The organism is Streptomyces sp. NPDC088553 (assembly GCF_044752965.1).
Lineage (GTDB): Bacteria > Actinomycetota > Actinomycetes > Streptomycetales > Streptomycetaceae > Streptomyces.
This window is the reverse complement of record NZ_JBIVMG010000004.1, coordinates 576,677-593,893: the sequence shown is the minus strand read 5'-3', so window position 1 is coordinate 593,893 and position 17,217 is coordinate 576,677. Positions and strand designations below refer to the sequence as shown.

Annotated in this window: 14 protein-coding genes and 1 tRNA gene; 4 read left to right on the top strand and 11 right to left on the bottom strand. The window is 70.8% G+C overall.

The genetic code is table 11. The features are described 5' to 3' along the window. Positions 1–52 precede the first annotated feature (52 nt). On the top strand, positions 53–1,573 hold the full coding sequence (locus ACIP8Z_RS15715; RefSeq protein ID WP_402083475.1) for a cellulose binding domain-containing protein: 1,521 nt from the start codon (positions 53–55) through the stop codon (positions 1,571–1,573). A gap of 296 nt (positions 1,574–1,869) precedes the next feature. Here the strand turns inward: ACIP8Z_RS15715 and ACIP8Z_RS15710 are convergent. The 4 genes from ACIP8Z_RS15710 to ACIP8Z_RS15695 all read right to left on the bottom strand — a co-directional run bounded on the left by ACIP8Z_RS15710 (position 1,870) and on the right by ACIP8Z_RS15695 (position 4,946). Next, a tRNA-His gene (locus tag ACIP8Z_RS15710) sits at positions 1,870–1,942 on the bottom strand. Between the two features lie 117 nt (positions 1,943–2,059). After that, positions 2,060–2,662 (bottom strand): oligoribonuclease, encoded by a 603-nt coding sequence (orn, locus tag ACIP8Z_RS15705; RefSeq protein ID WP_402083472.1) that lies wholly within the window; start codon positions 2,660–2,662, stop codon positions 2,060–2,062. A gap of 236 nt (positions 2,663–2,898) precedes the next feature. After that, positions 2,899–4,068: a helix-turn-helix domain-containing protein gene (locus ACIP8Z_RS15700; protein WP_402083470.1), complete on the bottom strand. Its 1,170-nt coding sequence runs from the start codon at positions 4,066–4,068 to the stop codon at positions 2,899–2,901. A 443-nt stretch (positions 4,069–4,511) separates the two neighbouring features. Then, a complete protein-coding gene (locus ACIP8Z_RS15695) occupies positions 4,512–4,946 on the bottom strand; it encodes a hypothetical protein (RefSeq protein ID WP_402083467.1) in 435 nt (144 codons plus the stop codon). Between the two features lie 344 nt (positions 4,947–5,290). On the opposite strand from ACIP8Z_RS15695, the gene ACIP8Z_RS15690 reads away from it, so the two are divergent. Further along, on the top strand, positions 5,291–5,812 hold the full coding sequence (locus tag ACIP8Z_RS15690) for a universal stress protein (RefSeq protein ID WP_015033782.1): 522 nt from the start codon (positions 5,291–5,293) through the stop codon (positions 5,810–5,812). Positions 5,813–6,053: 241 nt separating this feature from the next. Further along, complete coding sequence (locus ACIP8Z_RS15685; RefSeq protein ID WP_402083464.1) at positions 6,054–6,617, top strand: GPR1/FUN34/YaaH family transporter; 564 nt, start codon at positions 6,054–6,056, stop codon at positions 6,615–6,617. Between the two features lie 131 nt (positions 6,618–6,748). Here ACIP8Z_RS15685 and glmS read toward each other — a convergent pair whose 3' ends face one another. Next, on the bottom strand, positions 6,749–8,566 hold the full coding sequence (gene glmS, locus ACIP8Z_RS15680) for a glutamine--fructose-6-phosphate transaminase (isomerizing) (RefSeq protein ID WP_030324758.1): 1,818 nt from the start codon (positions 8,564–8,566) through the stop codon (positions 6,749–6,751). 52 nt (positions 8,567–8,618) lie between these two features. Next, positions 8,619–8,894, bottom strand: a complete 276-nt coding sequence (locus ACIP8Z_RS15675) for a hypothetical protein (RefSeq protein ID WP_030324756.1) — start codon at positions 8,892–8,894, stop codon at positions 8,619–8,621. A gap of 203 nt (positions 8,895–9,097) precedes the next feature. Here ACIP8Z_RS15675 and ACIP8Z_RS15670 point away from each other — a divergent pair, with 203 nt between their 5' ends. Continuing rightward, on the top strand, positions 9,098–10,732 hold the full coding sequence (locus tag ACIP8Z_RS15670) for a beta-N-acetylhexosaminidase (RefSeq protein ID WP_402083462.1): 1,635 nt from the start codon (positions 9,098–9,100) through the stop codon (positions 10,730–10,732). An 18-nt stretch (positions 10,733–10,750) separates the two neighbouring features. Here ACIP8Z_RS15670 and ACIP8Z_RS15665 read toward each other — a convergent pair whose 3' ends face one another. The 5 genes from ACIP8Z_RS15665 to ACIP8Z_RS15645 form a co-directional block, all read right to left on the bottom strand. Further along, positions 10,751–11,971: an FG-GAP-like repeat-containing protein gene (locus tag ACIP8Z_RS15665; RefSeq protein ID WP_402083460.1), complete on the bottom strand. Its 1,221-nt coding sequence runs from the start codon at positions 11,969–11,971 to the stop codon at positions 10,751–10,753. 175 nt (positions 11,972–12,146) lie between these two features. Beyond that, positions 12,147–13,934, bottom strand: a complete 1,788-nt coding sequence (locus tag ACIP8Z_RS15660) for an IucA/IucC family protein (RefSeq protein WP_402083457.1) — start codon at positions 13,932–13,934, stop codon at positions 12,147–12,149. After that, positions 13,931–14,461, bottom strand: coding sequence for a GNAT family N-acetyltransferase (locus ACIP8Z_RS15655; RefSeq protein ID WP_402083455.1), 531 nt, complete (start codon positions 14,459–14,461; stop codon positions 13,931–13,933). Before ACIP8Z_RS15655 ends, ACIP8Z_RS15660 begins: the two co-directional genes overlap by 4 nt. Continuing rightward, on the bottom strand, positions 14,458–15,741 hold the full coding sequence (locus ACIP8Z_RS15650) for a lysine N(6)-hydroxylase/L-ornithine N(5)-oxygenase family protein (protein WP_402083452.1): 1,284 nt from the start codon (positions 15,739–15,741) through the stop codon (positions 14,458–14,460). Before ACIP8Z_RS15650 ends, ACIP8Z_RS15655 begins: the two co-directional genes overlap by 4 nt. Then, entirely contained in the window at positions 15,728–17,167 is a 1,440-nt protein-coding gene (locus tag ACIP8Z_RS15645; RefSeq protein WP_402083449.1) for a pyridoxal phosphate-dependent decarboxylase family protein, read from the bottom strand. Before ACIP8Z_RS15645 ends, ACIP8Z_RS15650 begins: the two co-directional genes overlap by 14 nt. Positions 17,168–17,217 lie beyond the last annotated feature (50 nt).

Sequence of the window (17,217 nt, the reverse complement as noted above, 5' to 3'; positions counted from 1 at the left end):
GCGTGCTGCCGCACCCCCTCCCCACCCCCCAGTACGCAGAGGCAGGCACGCGATGGGCACCAGTTCGCACCGGCGCAGGGCGAGCACCAGGACCAAGGTCGTCGGAGCGGTCGTCGCCGCCGCGGTCGTCGGCGGCGCCGCTTTCGCGCTCACCGGTACGGCCCAGGCCGCGGCGGTCGGCGCCGCGTACACCAGGACCAGCTCCTGGACCGGCGGCTACACCGGGCAGTACGTCGTCACCAACGAGACCCCCGCCGCCCAGTCCGACTGGACCCTGGAGTTCGACCTCCCGGCCGGCACGACCATCGGCTCCCTCTGGAACGGCGAGCACACCGTCTCCGGCGGCCACGTCACCGTGAAGCCCGCCACCTGGAACAAGCAGCTCGCGCCCGGCCAGTCCGTCACCGTCGGCTTCGTCACCTCCGCCGCCGGACAGGCCGGCGACCCCTCCAACTGCCTGATCAACAAGGCGGCCTGCTCCGCCGGAGGCACCGCCCCCACCCCCAGCGGCCGCCCCACCACGACCGCCCCCACGCCCACGGCGACGCCGAAGCCGACCGCCACGGCCACCACCAGCCCCAAGCCGACCGCCACCACCACGGCTCCCCCCAAGCCCACGGCCACCCCCACCCCCACGGCCACCCCCACCCCCACGGCGACCGCGACCGGCGGCCCCGTCACCGCCGCCAGGTACGCCCCCTACGTCGACACCTCGCTCTACCCGGCGTACGACCTCCTCGCGACCGCAGACGCCACCGGTGTGAAGGAGTTCAACCTCGCCTTCATCACCTCCGGCGGCTCCTGCGCCCCGCTCTGGGGCGGGGTCACCGACCTGGCGAACGACAAGGTCGCCGCCCAGATAGGCGCCCTGCGCGCCAAGGGCGGCGACGTCCGGGTCTCCTTCGGCGGCGCCGCCGGGCACGAGCTGGCCCTGAACTGCTCCTCGTCCTCGGCGCTCGCCGCCGCGTACGGCAAGGTCATCGACCAGTACAAGCTGACCAAGGTCGACTTCGACGTCGAGGGCGCGGCCCTGCCGGACACCGCCGCCAACACCCGCCGCTCGCAGGCGATCGCCCAGCTCCAGAAGTCCCACCCCGGCCTGAACGTCTCCTTCACCCTGCCGGTCATGCCCGAGGGCCTCACCCAGCCGGGCGTCGACCTGCTCGCCGACGCCAAGCGCAACGGGGTCCGTATCGACGCCGTCAACATCATGGCGATGGACTACGGGCCGGCCTACAGCGCCGACATGGGCACGTACGCCATCCAGGCCGCGACCGCGACCCAGGCACAGATCAAGGGTGTCCTCGGGCTCTCCGACGCGGCCGCCTGGAAGGCCGTCGCCGTCACCCCGATGATCGGCGTCAACGACGTCGTGAGCGAGATCTTCAAGGTCGAGGACGCCACCCAGCTCGTCGACTTCGCGAAGTCCAAGGGCATCGGCTGGCTCTCGATGTGGTCCTCGACCCGGGACAAGCAGTGCGCGGCCGGCGCGGTGAACTACGCCGACGCCACCTGCTCCTCGATCCTCCAGCAGCCGCTGGCCTTCACGAAGGCCTTCGCCGCCTACAAGTAGCCCCCCGGACCCGTCGGTCCCCCAGGAGCCATCGCGCCCCCCACACCGCGCGCCCCGGCCGGAGCCACCCCACCTCCCGGCCGGGGCGCGCACCCCTGTGTCCGAACGAGTGAGGGGCGAGGGGCCAGGACAGCTCGCGAGGCGTGTGCTCCGGATCTCACCACGCAGCCCCGGGCCGCACGCGACGACGGCGACCAGCGCGAGCAGCACCATCACCCATGGCTCCTGAAGGGTCATGAGGGGCGCGGCAACGACTCAGGCCCCGGTTCGTCTCGAACCGGGGCCTGAACCAACAGGGTGAGTAACGGGACTCGAACCCGCGACATCCTGGACCACAACCAGGTGCTCTACCATCTGAGCTATACCCACCATGACCGGCGGTTTCCCGAAGGTTTCCCCGACCGGCCGAGAAGAAGTCTACAGGGTCCTGGAGGGTGCTCGCGCCCGCATTGATGTGCGGGCACGAGCGGCCCTGCGCGGAGGGGATTATTCGGCCGGGACGACGTGCCGGGCCGCGATCTTCTTCGCGGTGTCCGAGTCGGGGCCGGGCTGCGGGACGAAGACCGCCTCGCGGTAGTAGCGCAGCTCCGCGATGGACTCGCGGATGTCGGCGAGCGCCCGGTGGTTGCCGTTCTTCTCCGGACTGTTGAAGTACGCCCTCGGGTACCAGCGGCGGGCCAGCTCCTTGACCGAGGAGACATCGACGATCCGGTAGTGCAGGTGGCTCTCCAGGGCGGGCATGTCCCGGGCGAGGAAGCCGCGGTCCGTGGAGACCGAGTTCCCGCACAGGGGCGCCTTGCCGGGTTCCTTGACGTGCTCGCGGATGTACGCGAGGACCTGGGCCTCCGCGTCGGCGAGCGTGGTGCCGTCGGCGAGCGCGTCGAGCAGCCCCGAGGCCGTGTGCATCTGGCGCACGATCTCGGGCATGGTCTCCAGGGCCCTGTCCGGCGGGCGGATCACGATGTCCACCCCGTCGCCGAGCACGTTCAGTTCCGAGTCGGTGACCAGTGCGGCCACCTCGATGAGTGCGTCGTCCGTCAGCGAGAGCCCGGTCATCTCGCAGTCGATCCACACCATGCGATCGTTCATGCGTCCACCTTAGGGGCTCTTCCCCGTGTCGGAGCGGGCCGAGCCGCCCCGGACCCGCGTCGCGCCGCCCCCGGGCCCGCGGCCGCGGCGCACGGGAGGCGGCCCGCCGACGCGGATCCCGGGGCCCCGGCCGCCGGCACGGGCCCCGGAGACGCGCCGACGGGCCCCCGGGGGAGATGTCCCCGAGGGCCCGTCGTTCCTGCGGCGCGCCGCTTGTGGCGGCGGCGGTCTTCTCGCTACGGCGCGCTGCGCTGGCCCGGGAGCGCGGGGCGCCCCGGAGCGTAGGCGTCGGACTGCGGCTTCCCCTGGTCCAGCGGGGACACCGGGCGCCGGATTCCGGCCACGACCTGGGCGGGCACGACCGGGTCGAGCACCGCCGTGGCGGTGTCGCCCTGCGGCCGCCGCGCACGGTACGCCGCCCGGTAGGCGGCCGGCGAGGAGCCGAGCTGCCGCCGGAAGTGCCCGCGCAGCGCCACCGGCGAGCGGAAGCCGCACCGGCCCGCGACCTCGTCGACCGAGTAGTCGGAGGTCTCGAGCAGCCGCTGCGCCTGCAGCACCCGCTGGGTGATCAGCCACTGGAGGGGGGCCGAACCGGTCAGCGAGCGGAACCGGCGGTCGAAGGTCCGCCGTGACATGTACGCGCGGGCAGCCAGGGTCTCCACGTCGAACTGCTCGTGGAGGTGTTCCAGCGCCCAGGCGACGACCTCGGCCAGCGGGTCGGCGCCGATCTCCTCAGGTAAAGACCTGTCGAGGTAGCGCTCCTGACCGCCGCTGCGCCGCGGCGGGACGACCAGCCGGCGCGCCAGGGCGCCCGCGGCCTCCGTGCCGTGGTCGGTCCGCACGATGTGCAGACACAGATCGATTCCGGCCGCCGTCCCCGCGGAGGTGAGCACGTCCCCGTCGTCGACGAAGAGCTCCCGGGGGTCCACGTGGACCGACGGGTAGCGCTTGGCGAGCGTCGGCGCGTACATCCAGTGCGTCGTCGCCGGACGGCCGTCGAGCAGGCCGGCCGCGGCGAGGACGAACGCCCCGGTGCACAGGCCGACGATCCGCGCGCCCTCCTCGTGGGCGCGGCGCAGCGCTTCGAGCGCCTCCGGCGGTGGCGGCGAGGTGATCGACCGCCAGGCCGGGACGACGACGGTGCCCGCCCGGCTGATCGCCTCCAGGCCGTACGGCGCGGTCAGTTCGAGTCCACCGGTGGTCCGCAGCGGTCCGTCCTCGCCCGCACAGACGAGCAGTCGGTAGCGGGGCACTCCGGCGTCCTGCCGGTCGATGCCGAACACGGAGAGCGGGATGGAGCTCTCGAAGATGGGGCCGCCGCTGAACAGCAGCACCGCGACGACTTCGCGACGGCGGCGCCCGGTCAGCTTCCGTGCGGCCTCCGGTGCGGTGGAGTCCTGGCTCATGACGCTAAGCCCCCCTCGGTGTTCGCGTCTCCCTGGTCGTGTCGCTCCTGCACGTTTCCCCTCGGTTTTGCACGAGACCCCAGTCTTCGGTACCCATGATCGAATCTACTGCGTCCCATGGCGCCGGCGTGACAAGTTCTCCATCCGGTGGATTGTCGACAAGGCCACTTGGCGTGAAGCGATCGATCGCGAAGCCTTCCGTCGAGCGGCCCCCGGGGGACGGGGTGGGGTGGCGAACACCCCCGTACGCGGGGGGTGCGAGCCCTTGGGGCGGGGCATTTTCGGGTGCAGGCGCCGGGGTTGGGCAACCGTTCCGCCAAGGACTCGCCGACGGATGGAAGTTGGCTGAAAACATATGGGTTCGCGTGTACGAACCTGTCAACTCCACGAGGGGCGGGCTCGCTGGGTGCCCCGTTTCGGGCCGATTTACACCCCCGGAAAACCTAGTACCTGTCCTGGCCGCGCCGCCTGCCGCGCACGCCCTCGCTCCGCATCCCCCGCTCCGAGCGGCGCAGCAGCACCCGGCAGGCCGTCGTCACCGAGACGAGGCCGAGCGCGGTCCCGGCGGCGCCGCCGAGCGAGCTGCCGTAGGCGAGCAGGACCACCGGGACCAGGACGCAGCAGAAGGCCGCCCAGCGCACGACGTCACCGGCCTGGTCCGCGGCGGCCCCGCCGGCCCCGCCACCCGTCCCCCCACCCGCCGCCGCGCGCGGGGCCGTCCCCGCCGCTCCCCGACCGCTGCCCGGATCCGGGCCGGCGGCGGCGGCCGGGCCGAGGACGGGCGCCCGTCGGCGGCCGCGGGGCCCTCCGAGCGCGGTGGCGCGGGCGGCGGCGGGGGCGGTGGGGGTCTGGCCGGCGGCGGTCGATGGTGCGGGCACGGGCGGTCTCCCTGCGACGGTGGGCTGGACCTGTGGCAACGAGAAGCGGAACGTTCCGGTCACTCTCGGCGACGTCCGTTTGGCCCCCGTACGGACACCTGTAGGGCACAACCGGCATTGCCAGATCCCGAGCCGCTCGTGCATGCTCCCTGGAACGCCGCGCGCGAGCGGGGCGCACGCCGGGGAGTGGCACGGCGGGCTCTGGGCAGGAGAGGAGTGTCGCCGTACCCTTGGGGGTATGGGCTTGGGAAGATGATTCCCGGACACAGCTCCGCCGCCACCCGTTGTTCCGCCCCCTCCGTTCCCCGTCCCTTCCCACGAGGACTCTCTTCGCCGAGACACCGATGGCCGGTCACGAATTCCCCGAACCCGCGGACCGCAAGCGCGTCGCCGATTCCACGGTCGACCCCCTCGCGGTAGAACAGCCACGTCACGCCTGCGACCCGGCGTTCCGGCACGGTGTCGTCGTCGGCTTCGACGGCTCCACGTCCAGTGAGCGCGCCCTCGCGTACGCCATCGGCATGGCCAGGCGCTCCGGCTCGGGCCTGATCATCGTGCACGTGGCCAACAGGCTGCCCACCACGGTGTGGGCCGGCTGCGAGCCCCCCGTCTTCGTCGACGTGCCCGATCACCGGACCGAGGTCCTCGGCCTGGAGCTGGCCTGCGCCGAGCACCTCTCCGAGGTGCCCTGGATCCTCGTCGAGCGCGGTGGCGACATCTGCCACGAGCTGGAGGAGGTCGGCCGGGAGTACTCGGCCGACGCGATCGTGGTCGGCTCCACGCACGGGATCGTCGGCCGGATCTTCGGCTCGGTGGCCGGCCGCCTCGCGCGCCGCGCCCAGCGGCCCGTGATCGTCATCCCGTAGGCGTACGAGAACCCCTTCCGTCGCGCACGAGGACCCCTTCCGGCGCGTACGAGAACCACTCCCGTCGCGCACAAGGGCCACTCCCGTCCCGTACGGCCCGTCAGGTCTCCTTCTCAACTGACGTCATCACGCCATAAATTCGGCCTTACTCAGGTGAATTGTGCGCTTGTGAAGGGTACATAAGCGTCACCGGAACACAGCAGCTCACGCAGTACACCTGCGCACTTGAAGGGAGCCCGCCGTGAACAATGAAGTCGCCGCGGGAAACACCACTTCCACTCTCGGCCACCTCGCACTCGGACTGACCCTGCTGGCCTTCGGCCTGGGCGGCACCGGTGTCATCGACAACGTCGCGGCAGCGGATGCCGCGGGCCTCGCCACCTGGGTCGGCGGGGTGACGCTCTTCCTCGTCGGTCTGCTCGCCCTCCGCGCGGGCGACAAGAGTGAGGGCACGGCGTTCGCGGCGCTCGGCGCCTTCTGGTTCACCTGGGGCACCGCGGCCGGCGGCGGCGCGTCCGCCGACGCCGTGGGCGTCTTCCTGCTCCTGTGGGCGCTCCTGGCGCTCACGCTGACGCTGGCCGCCTCGGGCAGCGGACTGTTCGGACAGGGCGTGTACGGGCTGTTGTTCGTGGCGCTGCTGCTGCTCGGCATAGGAGCGCTCGCCGACAACGGCGGGCTCGCGAAGGCGGGCGGCTGGGTGGCGGCCGTCGCCGGTCTGGTCGCCTGGTACGGCGCGACGGCGGCGGTGGCCGGCTGGCCGACCGCACTCGGCCGGGCGAACCGCGGCGCGGCCGCGACGAGCTGACCGTACGAGCGCGCAAGAAAGCGGTCCCCCCGTGCACCTGGGATGCACGGGGGGACCGCTTCGTGTCCGGTCGAACCTCCGGGGGACAGGCCCGGCGGCGCGGCTCGGGGGGACAGGCCCCGAGGTCGCTGCTACTCGACCGTGACGGACTTGGCCAGGTTGCGCGGCTTGTCGATGTCGCGGCCCATGGCGAGCGCCGTGTGGTAGGCGAGGAGCTGGAGCGGGATGCCCATCAGGATCGGGTCCAGCTCGTCCTCGTTCTTCGGCACGATGATGGTGTGGTCTGCCTTCGCCTGCTCCTGGTGCGCGACCGCGAGGATGCGGCCGCTGCGGGCCTTGATCTCCTCCAGGGCGGCGCGGTTCTTCTCGAGCAGGTCGTCGTCGGGGACGATCGCGACCGTCGGCAGGGCCGGCTCGATGAGGGCGAGCGGGCCGTGCTTCAGCTCGGAGGCCGGGTAGGCCTCGGCGTGGATGTAGGAGATCTCCTTGAGCTTCAGGGAGGCTTCCAGGGCGACGGGGTAGCCCCGGACGCGGCCGATGAACATCATCGACTGGGCGCCGGCGTACTCCGCGGCGATCTTCTTGATCTCGTCCTCGGTCTCGAGGATCTCCTGGATCTGCGCGGGCAGCTTGCGCAGGCCCTCGATGATCCGCTTGCCGTCGGTGACGGACAGGTCGCGGATGCGGCCCAGGTGCAGGGCGAGCAGCGCGAAGGCGGTGACCGTGTTGGTGAAGCACTTGGTGGAGACGACGCAGACCTCGGGGCCGGCGTGGACGTACACGCCGCCGTCGGCCTCACGGGCGATGGCGGAGCCGACCACGTTGACCACGCCGAGGACGCGGGCGCCCTTGCGCTTCAGCTCCTGGACGGCGGCGAGCACGTCGTAGGTCTCACCGGACTGGGAGACGGCGATGTAGAGGGTGTCGGGGTCCACGACCGGGTTGCGGTAGCGGAACTCCGAGGCCGGCTCGGCGTCGGCGGGGATGCGGGCCATGGACTCGATGAGTCCGGCACCGATGAGACCGGCGTGGTACGAGGTGCCGCAGCCGAGGATCTTGATCCGGCGGATGGTGCGGGCCTCGCGCGGGTCCAGGTTCAGACCGCCCAGGTGCACGGTGGAGAAGCGGTCGTCGATCCGGCCGCGCAGCACGCGGTCGACCGCGTCGGGCTGCTCGGAGATCTCCTTGTGCATGAACGTGTCGTGACCGCCCATGTCGTACGAGGCGGCCTCCCACTCCACGGTCTCCGGGGTGGCGGTGGTGGTCGCGCCCGAGGTCGTGTACGTACGGAAGTCGTCGGCCTTCAGGGTGGCCATCTCGCCGTCGTCGAGGGTGACGACCTGGCGGGTGTGGGCGATCAGGGCGGCGACGTCGGAGGCGACGAGCATCTCCTTCTCGCCGATGCCGAGGATGACCGGCGAGCCGTTGCGGGCCACGACGATGCGGTCGTTGAAGTCGGCGTGCATCACGGCGATGCCGTAGGTGCCCTCGATGACCTTGAGCGCCTCGCGGACCTTCTCCTCCAGGGTGGTGGCCTGGGAGCGGGCGATGAGGTGGGTGATGACCTCGGTGTCCGTCTCGGAGGCGAAGACGACGCCGTCGGCCTCCAGCTTGGCGCGGAGCTCCTGGGCGTTGTCGACGATGCCGTTGTGGACGACCGCGACCTTGTTCTCGGGGTCCATGTGCGGGTGCGAGTTGATGTCGCTCGGCGCGCCGTGGGTGGCCCAGCGGGTGTGGGCGATGCCGGTGGTGCCGGTGAAGCGCTTGGGGACGCGGGCCTCCAGGTCACGGACGCGACCCTTGGCCTTCACCATCTTCAGGCCGGAGGCCTTCGGGCTGGTGACGACCATGCCGGCCGAGTCGTATCCCCGGTACTCCAGACGTGCCAGGCCCTCAAGGAGCAGGGGGGCGACGTCGCGCTTTCCGATGTAACCGACAATTCCGCACATAAAGGTGAAACCCCTCCAGGTTGGTGAGTGTGCTCGCCGTGTCGTTCGTGACTCAGCCGTAGACGATGCGGCGCAGTTGGCGGAGCGAGAGCTCCGGTGGCGCCACGGCCCGGTGGGGCAGTTCCGCCGAGATCCGTTCGAAGATCTCGGCGTTCACGGCCCCGCCCGACTGCAGTTCGCGGTGTCTGCGGCGAACGAACTCCTCGGTCGTCTCGTCGAAGTACGCCAGCACATCGAGTACCACCCGGGCGGCCTCACCGCGCTGGAGCGCGGTGCTGCGGACCAGGTGGTCGATGAGGTCGTCGTGCGACGGGCGGCGTTCGAGCACCCATGAATATTGGGGGGTACCCGTCTCCATTCGCAAGAATCCTGCCCGATATCGGGCAGGGGTGCCATGATCCATCCGTCATACGGGGTGATTGGTCCAGACCTTGACCGGGGGGTACCTCGGCGGTACGCATGGTGACGGTTCGGATATAGAACTCGACAGACGCGTCCAACGCCTGATCCAACGCCCGAAGGGGACAGCCTGTGACACAGCGCCGAAGGATTCCGCGCCTGATCGGATCCCTGCTCCTGGTCGCCGCCGCCGGTGTCGGCTGCGGCGAGGCCGCCGCCGACAGCACGGCGGACGGCAAGAACGCCGCGGCCGCCGCCGAGCCCGAGGTCCGCCCGCTCGGCCGCATCGTGCCCGTACCCGCCTCCGTCACCCCCGAGGGCGAGCCCTACACGCTCACCCTGACCACCCGCATCGGCGTGGACGACACGAACCGCGAGATCCGGGACCTCGGCCGCTACCTCGCCGGACTGCTCCGCCCCGCCACCGGCTTCCCGCTGCCCGTCGTCGCCGACCAGGCGGCCGGCGGCGGCATCCGGCTCCGCCTCAGCCCCGAGGACACCGAGCTCGGCGCCGAGGGATACCGGCTCCGCTCGGCCCCCGACGGCGTCGTCCTCACCGCGCGCGAACCCGCCGGGCTCTTCCGCGGCGTCCAGACCCTGCGCCAGCAGCTGCCCTCCGCCGTCGAGCGCAAGAGCGTCCAGAACGGGCCCTGGAAGATCGCCGGCGGCACCATCACCGACACCCCGCGGTACGCCTACCGGGGCGCCATGCTCGACGTCTCCCGCCACTTCTTCACCGTCGACGAGGTGAAGCGGTACATCGACCAGCTCGCGCTCTACAAGGTCAACACCCTCCATCTGCACCTCTCCGACGACCAGGGCTGGCGCATCGCCGTCGACTCCTGGCCCCGGCTCACCACGTACGGCGGCTCCACCGAGGTCGGCGGCGGCCCCGGCGGCTTCTACACCAAGGCGCAGTACCAGGAGATCGTCCGGTACGCCGCCTCCCGCTACCAGGAGGTGATCCCCGAGATCGACCTCCCCGGCCACACCAACGCCGCCCTGGCCTCCTACGCCGAGCTCAACTGCGACGGCGTCGCCCCGCCGCTCTACACCGGCACCAAGGTCGGCTTCAGCTCCCTGTGCGTGCCGAAGCCCGTCACGTACGACTTCGTCGACGACGTGATCCGCGAGATCGCCGCGCTCACCCCCGGCCGGTACATCCACATCGGCGGCGACGAGGCGCACTCCACCAGCCACGCGGACTACGTGACCTTCATGGACAAGGTGCAGCCCGTCGTCGCGAAGTACGGAAAGAAGGTCGTCGGCTGGCACCAGCTGACCGGCACGACCCCGGCGGACGGCGCCCTCGTCCAGTACTGGGGCCTCGACCGCACCCCCACGGAGGAGAAGGACCGGGTCGCGGCCGCTGCCCGGAACGGCACCGGCCTGATCCTCTCCCCGGCCGACCGCACGTACCTCGACATGAAGTACACGAAGGACACCAAGCTCGGCCTCGCCTGGGCGGGCTACGTGGAGGTCCGCAGGTCCTACGACTGGAACCCGGCCGCCTACCTCGCCGGCGCCCCGGCGGACAGCGTCCGCGGCGTCGAGGCCCCGCTCTGGACGGAGACCCTGGCCACCACGGACGACCTGGACGTCATGGCCTTTCCGCGGCTGCCGGGCCTGGCGGAACTGGGCTGGTCACCGGCGGCGGCCCACGACTGGGACACGTACAAGGTCCGCCTCGCGGAACAGGCCCCGAGGTTCGACGCCCTGGGCATCGACTACTACCGGTCGCCCGAGGTGCCCTGGCCCGCGGAGTAGCGGATCACCGCCGGTGGGTCAGAAGACGCCGTTGAGGCCCCACCATTCGCCGTCGTTCCGGGTGCCGGCCGCGAAGCCGCCGGTGCCGAGGCCGCGGTAGCCGACCAGCCATCCCGGGTGCCCCCGGACGCCGTCGATGACGTAAGCGCTGTTGGTGACGGTCGAGAGATCGGGACGGCCGTCACCGGTGGTGTCACCCACCGCGAGGAAGGTGTCCATCGCGTTCCAGCCGCCGGAGCCGATCAGCCTGCGGGAGCCGATGCCGCCGGAGGCGGTGCCGGGGTACAGCCAGAGCTTGCCCGTGGCGCTCTCCCGGGCGATCAGGTCGACGCGGCCGTCGCCGGTCGTGTCGCCGGGGCCGACGAGCGCGTTCATGGCGTTCCAGCCGCCGGAGCCGATCAGCCTGCGGGCACCGAGGCCGCCGGAGGCGGTGCCGGGGTAGAGCCAGAGCCTGCCCGTGGACTTCTCGACGGCCACCAGGTCGGCGCGGCCGTCGCGGGACAGGTCGCCGACGCCGGCGATCCGGCCCACGCCGTTCCAGCCGCCCGCGCCGATGAGCTTGCGCGTGCCGATCCCGCCGGTCCCCGAGCCGGGGTACAGCCACAGCTTGCCGGTCGAGCGCTCGCGGGCGACAAGGTCCTCGCGGGCGTCGCCGGTGAGGTCCCCGTGGCGCACGAACGCGTCCATGGCGTTCCAGCCGCCGGAGCCGACCAGTCGGCCCGAGCCGTCGCCGGGCAGGAACCACAGTCGGCCCACGAGGTCCCGTACGAGGGCGTCGGCCTTGCGGTCGCGGTTCAGATCACCGAAACCGGCCGTCGTGGGGGACGTCTCCGCGTACCACGAGGGGTAGGCCGGCCGGGAGCACTCACGGTCCGTCCGGACGAACTTCAGCGAGGCGATGCTGGTCATCGGCCCGGTGGTCCAGGAGCCGTTGGCCGACGGCTTCTCCGACCAGTAGCCCTCGTACGCCTTGTAGTCCGTGGACTCGTACATGCAGGCGTACACGGACGTGCGGTTGATGTACGAGCCGAACCGGGTGCCCCACGAACCCATCGTGGCCATGTTCGTCTTCGTCTTGAGCATCGACCCCTTCGCGTTCTCCTGCGTCCAGGCACAGAAGTAGCCCGCCGGGCAGTCGCTCACGGCGGCCTGGGCCGGCGCGGCCGTGGCGACGGCCACGGTGCCCAGCGTCGCGAGACCCAGCAGCGACGCCAGACCCCGCTTCATCGTCTTGCGCATGTGTTCCCCTTTCAGCAGGTGAGACCGACGACCGGCCGAATGGTTGTACGGGTGGGTCAGCGCCCGGGGCAGCACAGATGTGAGCCCCGGCGGAGGACCGTACTCCACCGGGGCTCACACCGGTCTCGGGGGCCGCGCGGGACGCGGCCGGGGGCGCCCGACGGGCGCGCTCCGGTCAGGCGAAGCGAGCGATCGGGTTGACCAGGTCGCCGACGAGCTGGAGGGCCGCCGACGGGTCCGAGAGGTCGACCATCTGCTTGTTGTTGCGGAGCTGGAGCCGGTTCAGGGCCGACAGGGCGAAGGTCTCCGCGAACATGTCGTACTGGGCGAACCGGTCCGCCAGCTCCGGCTTCGACCCCTCGTAGCCGCGCACGCACTCCGCGACCGTCCGCCAGAAGCCGTCCTCGTCGAGGACGCCCTCCGTGGCGAGCGTCGCCGCCAGGAAGCGGAAGAAGCAGTCGAAGACGTCCGTGAAGACCGAGAGGAGCTTCATGTCCTCGGGGATCTCCGCACGGACCCGCTCCACCGCCGGCGGCAGGACCGCCGCCGGGTCCATGACGACGATCTCCTCGGCGATGTCCTTGAAGATCGCCCGCGACACCGCGCCGCGCTCGTCGAGGACCAGGATCACGTTCTCGCCGTGCGGCATGAACGCCAGGTCGTACGCGTAGAAGCTGTGCAGGACCGGGAGCAGGTAGGCGTCCAGGTACCGGCGGAGCCAGACCGAGGCCTCCAGGCCCGACTCCTTGATCAGCGCACCCGCGAACGACGCGCCCGTGTGGTCCACGTGGAGGAGGGACGCCATCGTCGCGAGCCGCTCGCCCTCGGCGAGGGTCGGCACGGGGGACTCGCGCCAGAGCGCCGCCAGCATCTTGCGGTACGGCGAGTAGCGGTCGGTCGCGGCCTCGTACTCCAGGTGCCGGTAGCCGACGGCCGCCCGCTCGCGGATGATCGAGAAGCGGGCCGAGCGGAACGTCGCGTCCGACTCGATCAGGGTGTGCAGCCAGTCGTTGATGGCCGGCGTGGCCTCCATGTACGCGGCCGAAAGGCCCCGCATGAAGCCCATGTTGAGGACCGAGAGGGCCGTCTTCACATAGTGCTTGGTCGGGTCCGAGGCGTTGAAGAAGGTACGGATCGACTGCTGCGCCAGATACGTGTCGTCGCCCGCGCCCAGGTACACCAGGCGCTGCTGCGCGACCTCGGCCGCGAAGGTGACGGACAGCTTGTTCCACCACTGCCAGGGGTGCGCCGGCACGAGGAGGTAGTCGGCCGGGTCGAGACCGCGGGCCGCCAGGGTGGCCGCGAAGCCGTCCACCGTCGCGTCGCCCAGCTCCGCGCGGACGAAGGTCTCGTAGTCGATGCCCGCGCCGGCCGTGAAGGTGGTGCGGTCGCGCCGCGCCGCCAGCCAGATCAGATGGATCTCGCTCGCCGCCTCGGGGGCGTACGCGCGGAACTCGTCGACGCCGAAGCCGAGCCGGCCGTTGTTGGCGACGAAGCAGGGGTGGCCCTCGGTCATCCCCGTCTCGATCGCCTGGAAACCGGCGTGGGTGAGCTCGGCGGAGGTGACCGGCTCCTTGGTCGCCTTGAACGCCGTACCGGCGAGCGTGGAGGAGATCTCCTCCAGGTAGACCGGCAGGACCTCGTCGCTCAGGCCGAGGGCGCCGCGCAGCTCGGTGATGAACTGGAGCGCGTCCAGCGGAAGCTGCTCGTCGCCGCGGTGGCGGCTGATCGACTCGGCGTAGACCTGCCAGTGGTCGAGGGCGTACCGGTCCGCGGTGAAGCGGTACTCGGTGGTGCCGTCGTCCGACAGGACCGCGTAGCGGCTCTCGCCGAGTTCCCGCGGGTCGAGGAGCCGCTCGTGGGCGAACTCGGCGAGGCCCTTGCGGATCAGCGCGCGGTTGGCGTCCGCCCAGAGCTCGGGGGTGAGGTGCGCGACGGGGTTCGACACATCGGTGGTGCTCATACGGTGACTCCCGCGGCGGCCTCGAACTGTTCCCGGGTGCAGAAGCTCAGCAGGGCCTTCTTCTCCGGCTTCTGGATCTCCCGCTCCGGCACGAAGCCGACGGCCTCGTTGAGCGCGTGGACGGCCTTGTTGGACACGTCCGGCTCGACGACCACCCGGGCGGTCGCCGGGTCGGCGAACAGCTCCGCCATCACGGCGGTGATCACGGTCCGGGTGAAGCCGTGCACGGGGGTGTCGGTGGGGGCGACGAGGAAGTGCATGCCGACGTCACCGGGCCGCGGCTCGTACAGCCCGACCAGCTCCAGCTTCGAGGGGTCGTAGCGCTCCATGAGGAAGGCCGGCTCGCCGTCGACCTCGCCGATGAAGGCGTCGTGGTGGGGGTGGGCCGTGATCGCCATGTACTCGCGCTCGACGTCCTGGAGCGCGGCGTCCTGCATCATCCAGAAGGCGGCCTTGGGGTGGGTGACCCAGGGGTGGATCAGCTCCGCGTCCTTCAGGGGGTCGAAGGGACGTATCGATACGGTCATGCCGCGAACTCCTGGAAAGCGATGGTCTTCTCGACGGGGTAGTACTCGTAGCCCAGCATCGCCCCGATGATGTACGCGTTGCGGTACGCCCCCATGCCGAGGTCGGGCGAGGTGATCGAGTGGGTGTGCACGGAGGCGTTCTGCAGGAACACCCCGCGGCCCGTCGTGTCGATGGCGTAGTTGCGGGCCACGTCGAAGCGGCCCTGGCCGTCCCAGTTGAGGCGGTCGCGGACCGGCTCCAGGAAGGCGGGGACGGTGTACTTGTACCCGGTGGCGAGGATCAGGCCCTCGGTCTCCAGGGTGAAGTCCTTCTCCTGCTCCCCCTGGCGGAAGCCCAGGGTGTACGTGCCGGTCGACTCCTCGTACGCGGCGGTGTGCAGCGCGGAGTTGGTGAGGAGCCGGGTGGGGACGGGGCCGCCCAGGTTCTTCTGGTAGAGCAGGTCGAAGATGGCGTCGATCAGCTCGCCGTCGATGCCCTTGAAGAGGCCCTTCTGCTGGGTCTCCAGGCGGTAGCGGGTCTGCTCGGGGAGCGCGTGGAAGTAGTCCACGTACTCCGGGGAGGTCATCTCCAGGGTGAGCTTGGTGTACTCCAGCGGGAAGAAGCGCGGGGAGCGGGTGACCCAGTTGAGCTTGTAGCCGTGGACGTCGATCTCGCCGAGAAGGTCGTAGTAGATCTCGGCGGCGCTCTGGCCGCTGCCGACCAGGGTGATCGACTTCTTCTTCTGGAGCTCCTCCTTGTTCGGGAGGTAGCGCGAGTTGTGGATCAGGTCGCCGCCGAGGCCCTGGCAGGTCTCGGGGACGTACGCCGGGGTGCCGGTGCCGAGGACCAGACGACGCGAGCGGAACGTTTCTCCGGCTTCGGTGGTCACCACGTACACCTCGGCGGCCTCGTCGAACGTCACGGTGGCGACGGTCGTCGAGAAGCGGACGGAGGAGAGGCGCCCGGCGGCCCAGCGGCAGTAGTCGTTGTACTCGGTCCGCAGCGGGTAGAAGTTCTCGCGGATGTAGAACGAATACAGCCGGCCCTTGTCCTTCAGGTAGTTCAGGAAGGAGTACGGCGAGGTCGGGTCGGCCATCGTGACCAGGTCCGACATGAACGGGGTCTGGAGGTGGGCGCCTTCGAGGAACATCCCCGAGTGCCACTCGAAGTCGGGCTTCGACTCCAGGAAGAGGCCGTTCAGCTCGTCGATCGGCTCGGTCAGGCAGGCGAGTCCGAGGTTGAACGGACCGAGTCCGATGCCGATGAAGTCGTGGATCTCGGTCGTCTCAGGCGTGGACAAGGGTCTCTCCCAGGTACTGCTCGGCGTAGCCGGCGATCAGATCGAGGACGGCGGCGATGTCGGCCGCGGTGGTCTCGGGGTTGAGCAGGGTGAACTTGAGGTACTGGCGGCCGTCGACCTTGGTGCCGGCGACGACGGCCTCGCCGGAGGCGAACAGGGCCTTGCGGGCGTACAGGTTGGCCCGGTCGATGTCCTCGGGGGACGTGACGTTCTCCGGGATGTAGCGGTAGACGAGGGTGGAGATCTGCGGCTCGACCACGACGTCGTAGCGCGGGTCGGCGGCGAGCAGCGCGAAGCCCTCGGCGGCCAGGTCGCAGACCTCGTCGAAGAGCTGCCCGACACCGTCGGCGCCCATCACGCGCAGCGTCATCCACAGCTTGAGCGCGTCGAAGCGGCGGGTGGTCTGGAGGGACTTGTCGACCTGGTTGGGGATGCGCTCGGCGACCGTGCGGGCCGGGTTGAGGTAGTCCGCGTGGTAGGTCGCGTGCCGCAGGGTGGCCCCGTCGCGGACCAGGACGGCGGAGGAACTCACCGGCTGGAAGAAGGACTTGTGGAAGTCGACGGTGACCGAGTCGGCCCGCTCGATGCCGTTCAGGAGGTGGCGGCGGGTCGGCGAGGCGAGCAGTCCGCAGCCGTAGGCGGCGTCCACGTGCATCCAGGCGCCGTACTCGTCGGCCAGCGCGGCGATCTCGGGCAGCGGGTCGATGGAGCCGAAGTCGGTGGTGCCGGCGGTGGCGACGATCGCCATCGGGACGAGGCCCTCGGCGCGGCAGGCCGCCAGCTCGGCGGCGAGCACGACGGACTGCATCCGCTTGTTCCGGTCGACCGGTATGGAGACGACGGCGTCCTGGCCGAGGCCGAGGAGGGTGGCCGACTTCTGGACGCTGAAGTGGCTGCACTCGGAGGAGAAGATCCGGAGCTTCGACAGGTCGGTGGTCTTCGCCTCCTCGCGGGCGAGGAGCAGTGCCTGGAGGTTGGACTGCGTACCGCCGCTGGTGAACACGCCGTCCGCGGCGGGGCCGAGGCCGATGCGGCCGCAGGTCCAGTCGACGATCTTGCGCTCGATCAGGGTGCCGCCGGCGCTCTGGTCCCAGGTGTCCAGAGAGGAGTTGACCGCCGAGAGGACGGCCTCGCCGAGGACGGCGGGGATGACCACCGGGCAGTTGAGGTGGCCCAGGTAGCGGGGGTGGTGGAAGTAGACGGCGTCGCGGAGGTAGACGCTCTCCAGCTCGTCGAGCGCGGCGGAGGAGTCGCCGAGCGGACGGTCGAGGTCGACGGCGTCGATGACGGGGGCGAGCTCGGCGGGGGTCACTCCGGTGAACGGACGTCGCGTCGCGGCGAGTTTGTCCGCCACCCGCTCGACTCCTTCGGTGACGGAGCGTCGGTAGCTCTCCGCCGTGGCGTCGTTGAGCAGGTGAGAGCGCATGTGGGGGGCCTCCAGGTACGGGGCTCGGTCGCGCCCTCCGGACAGGGGAA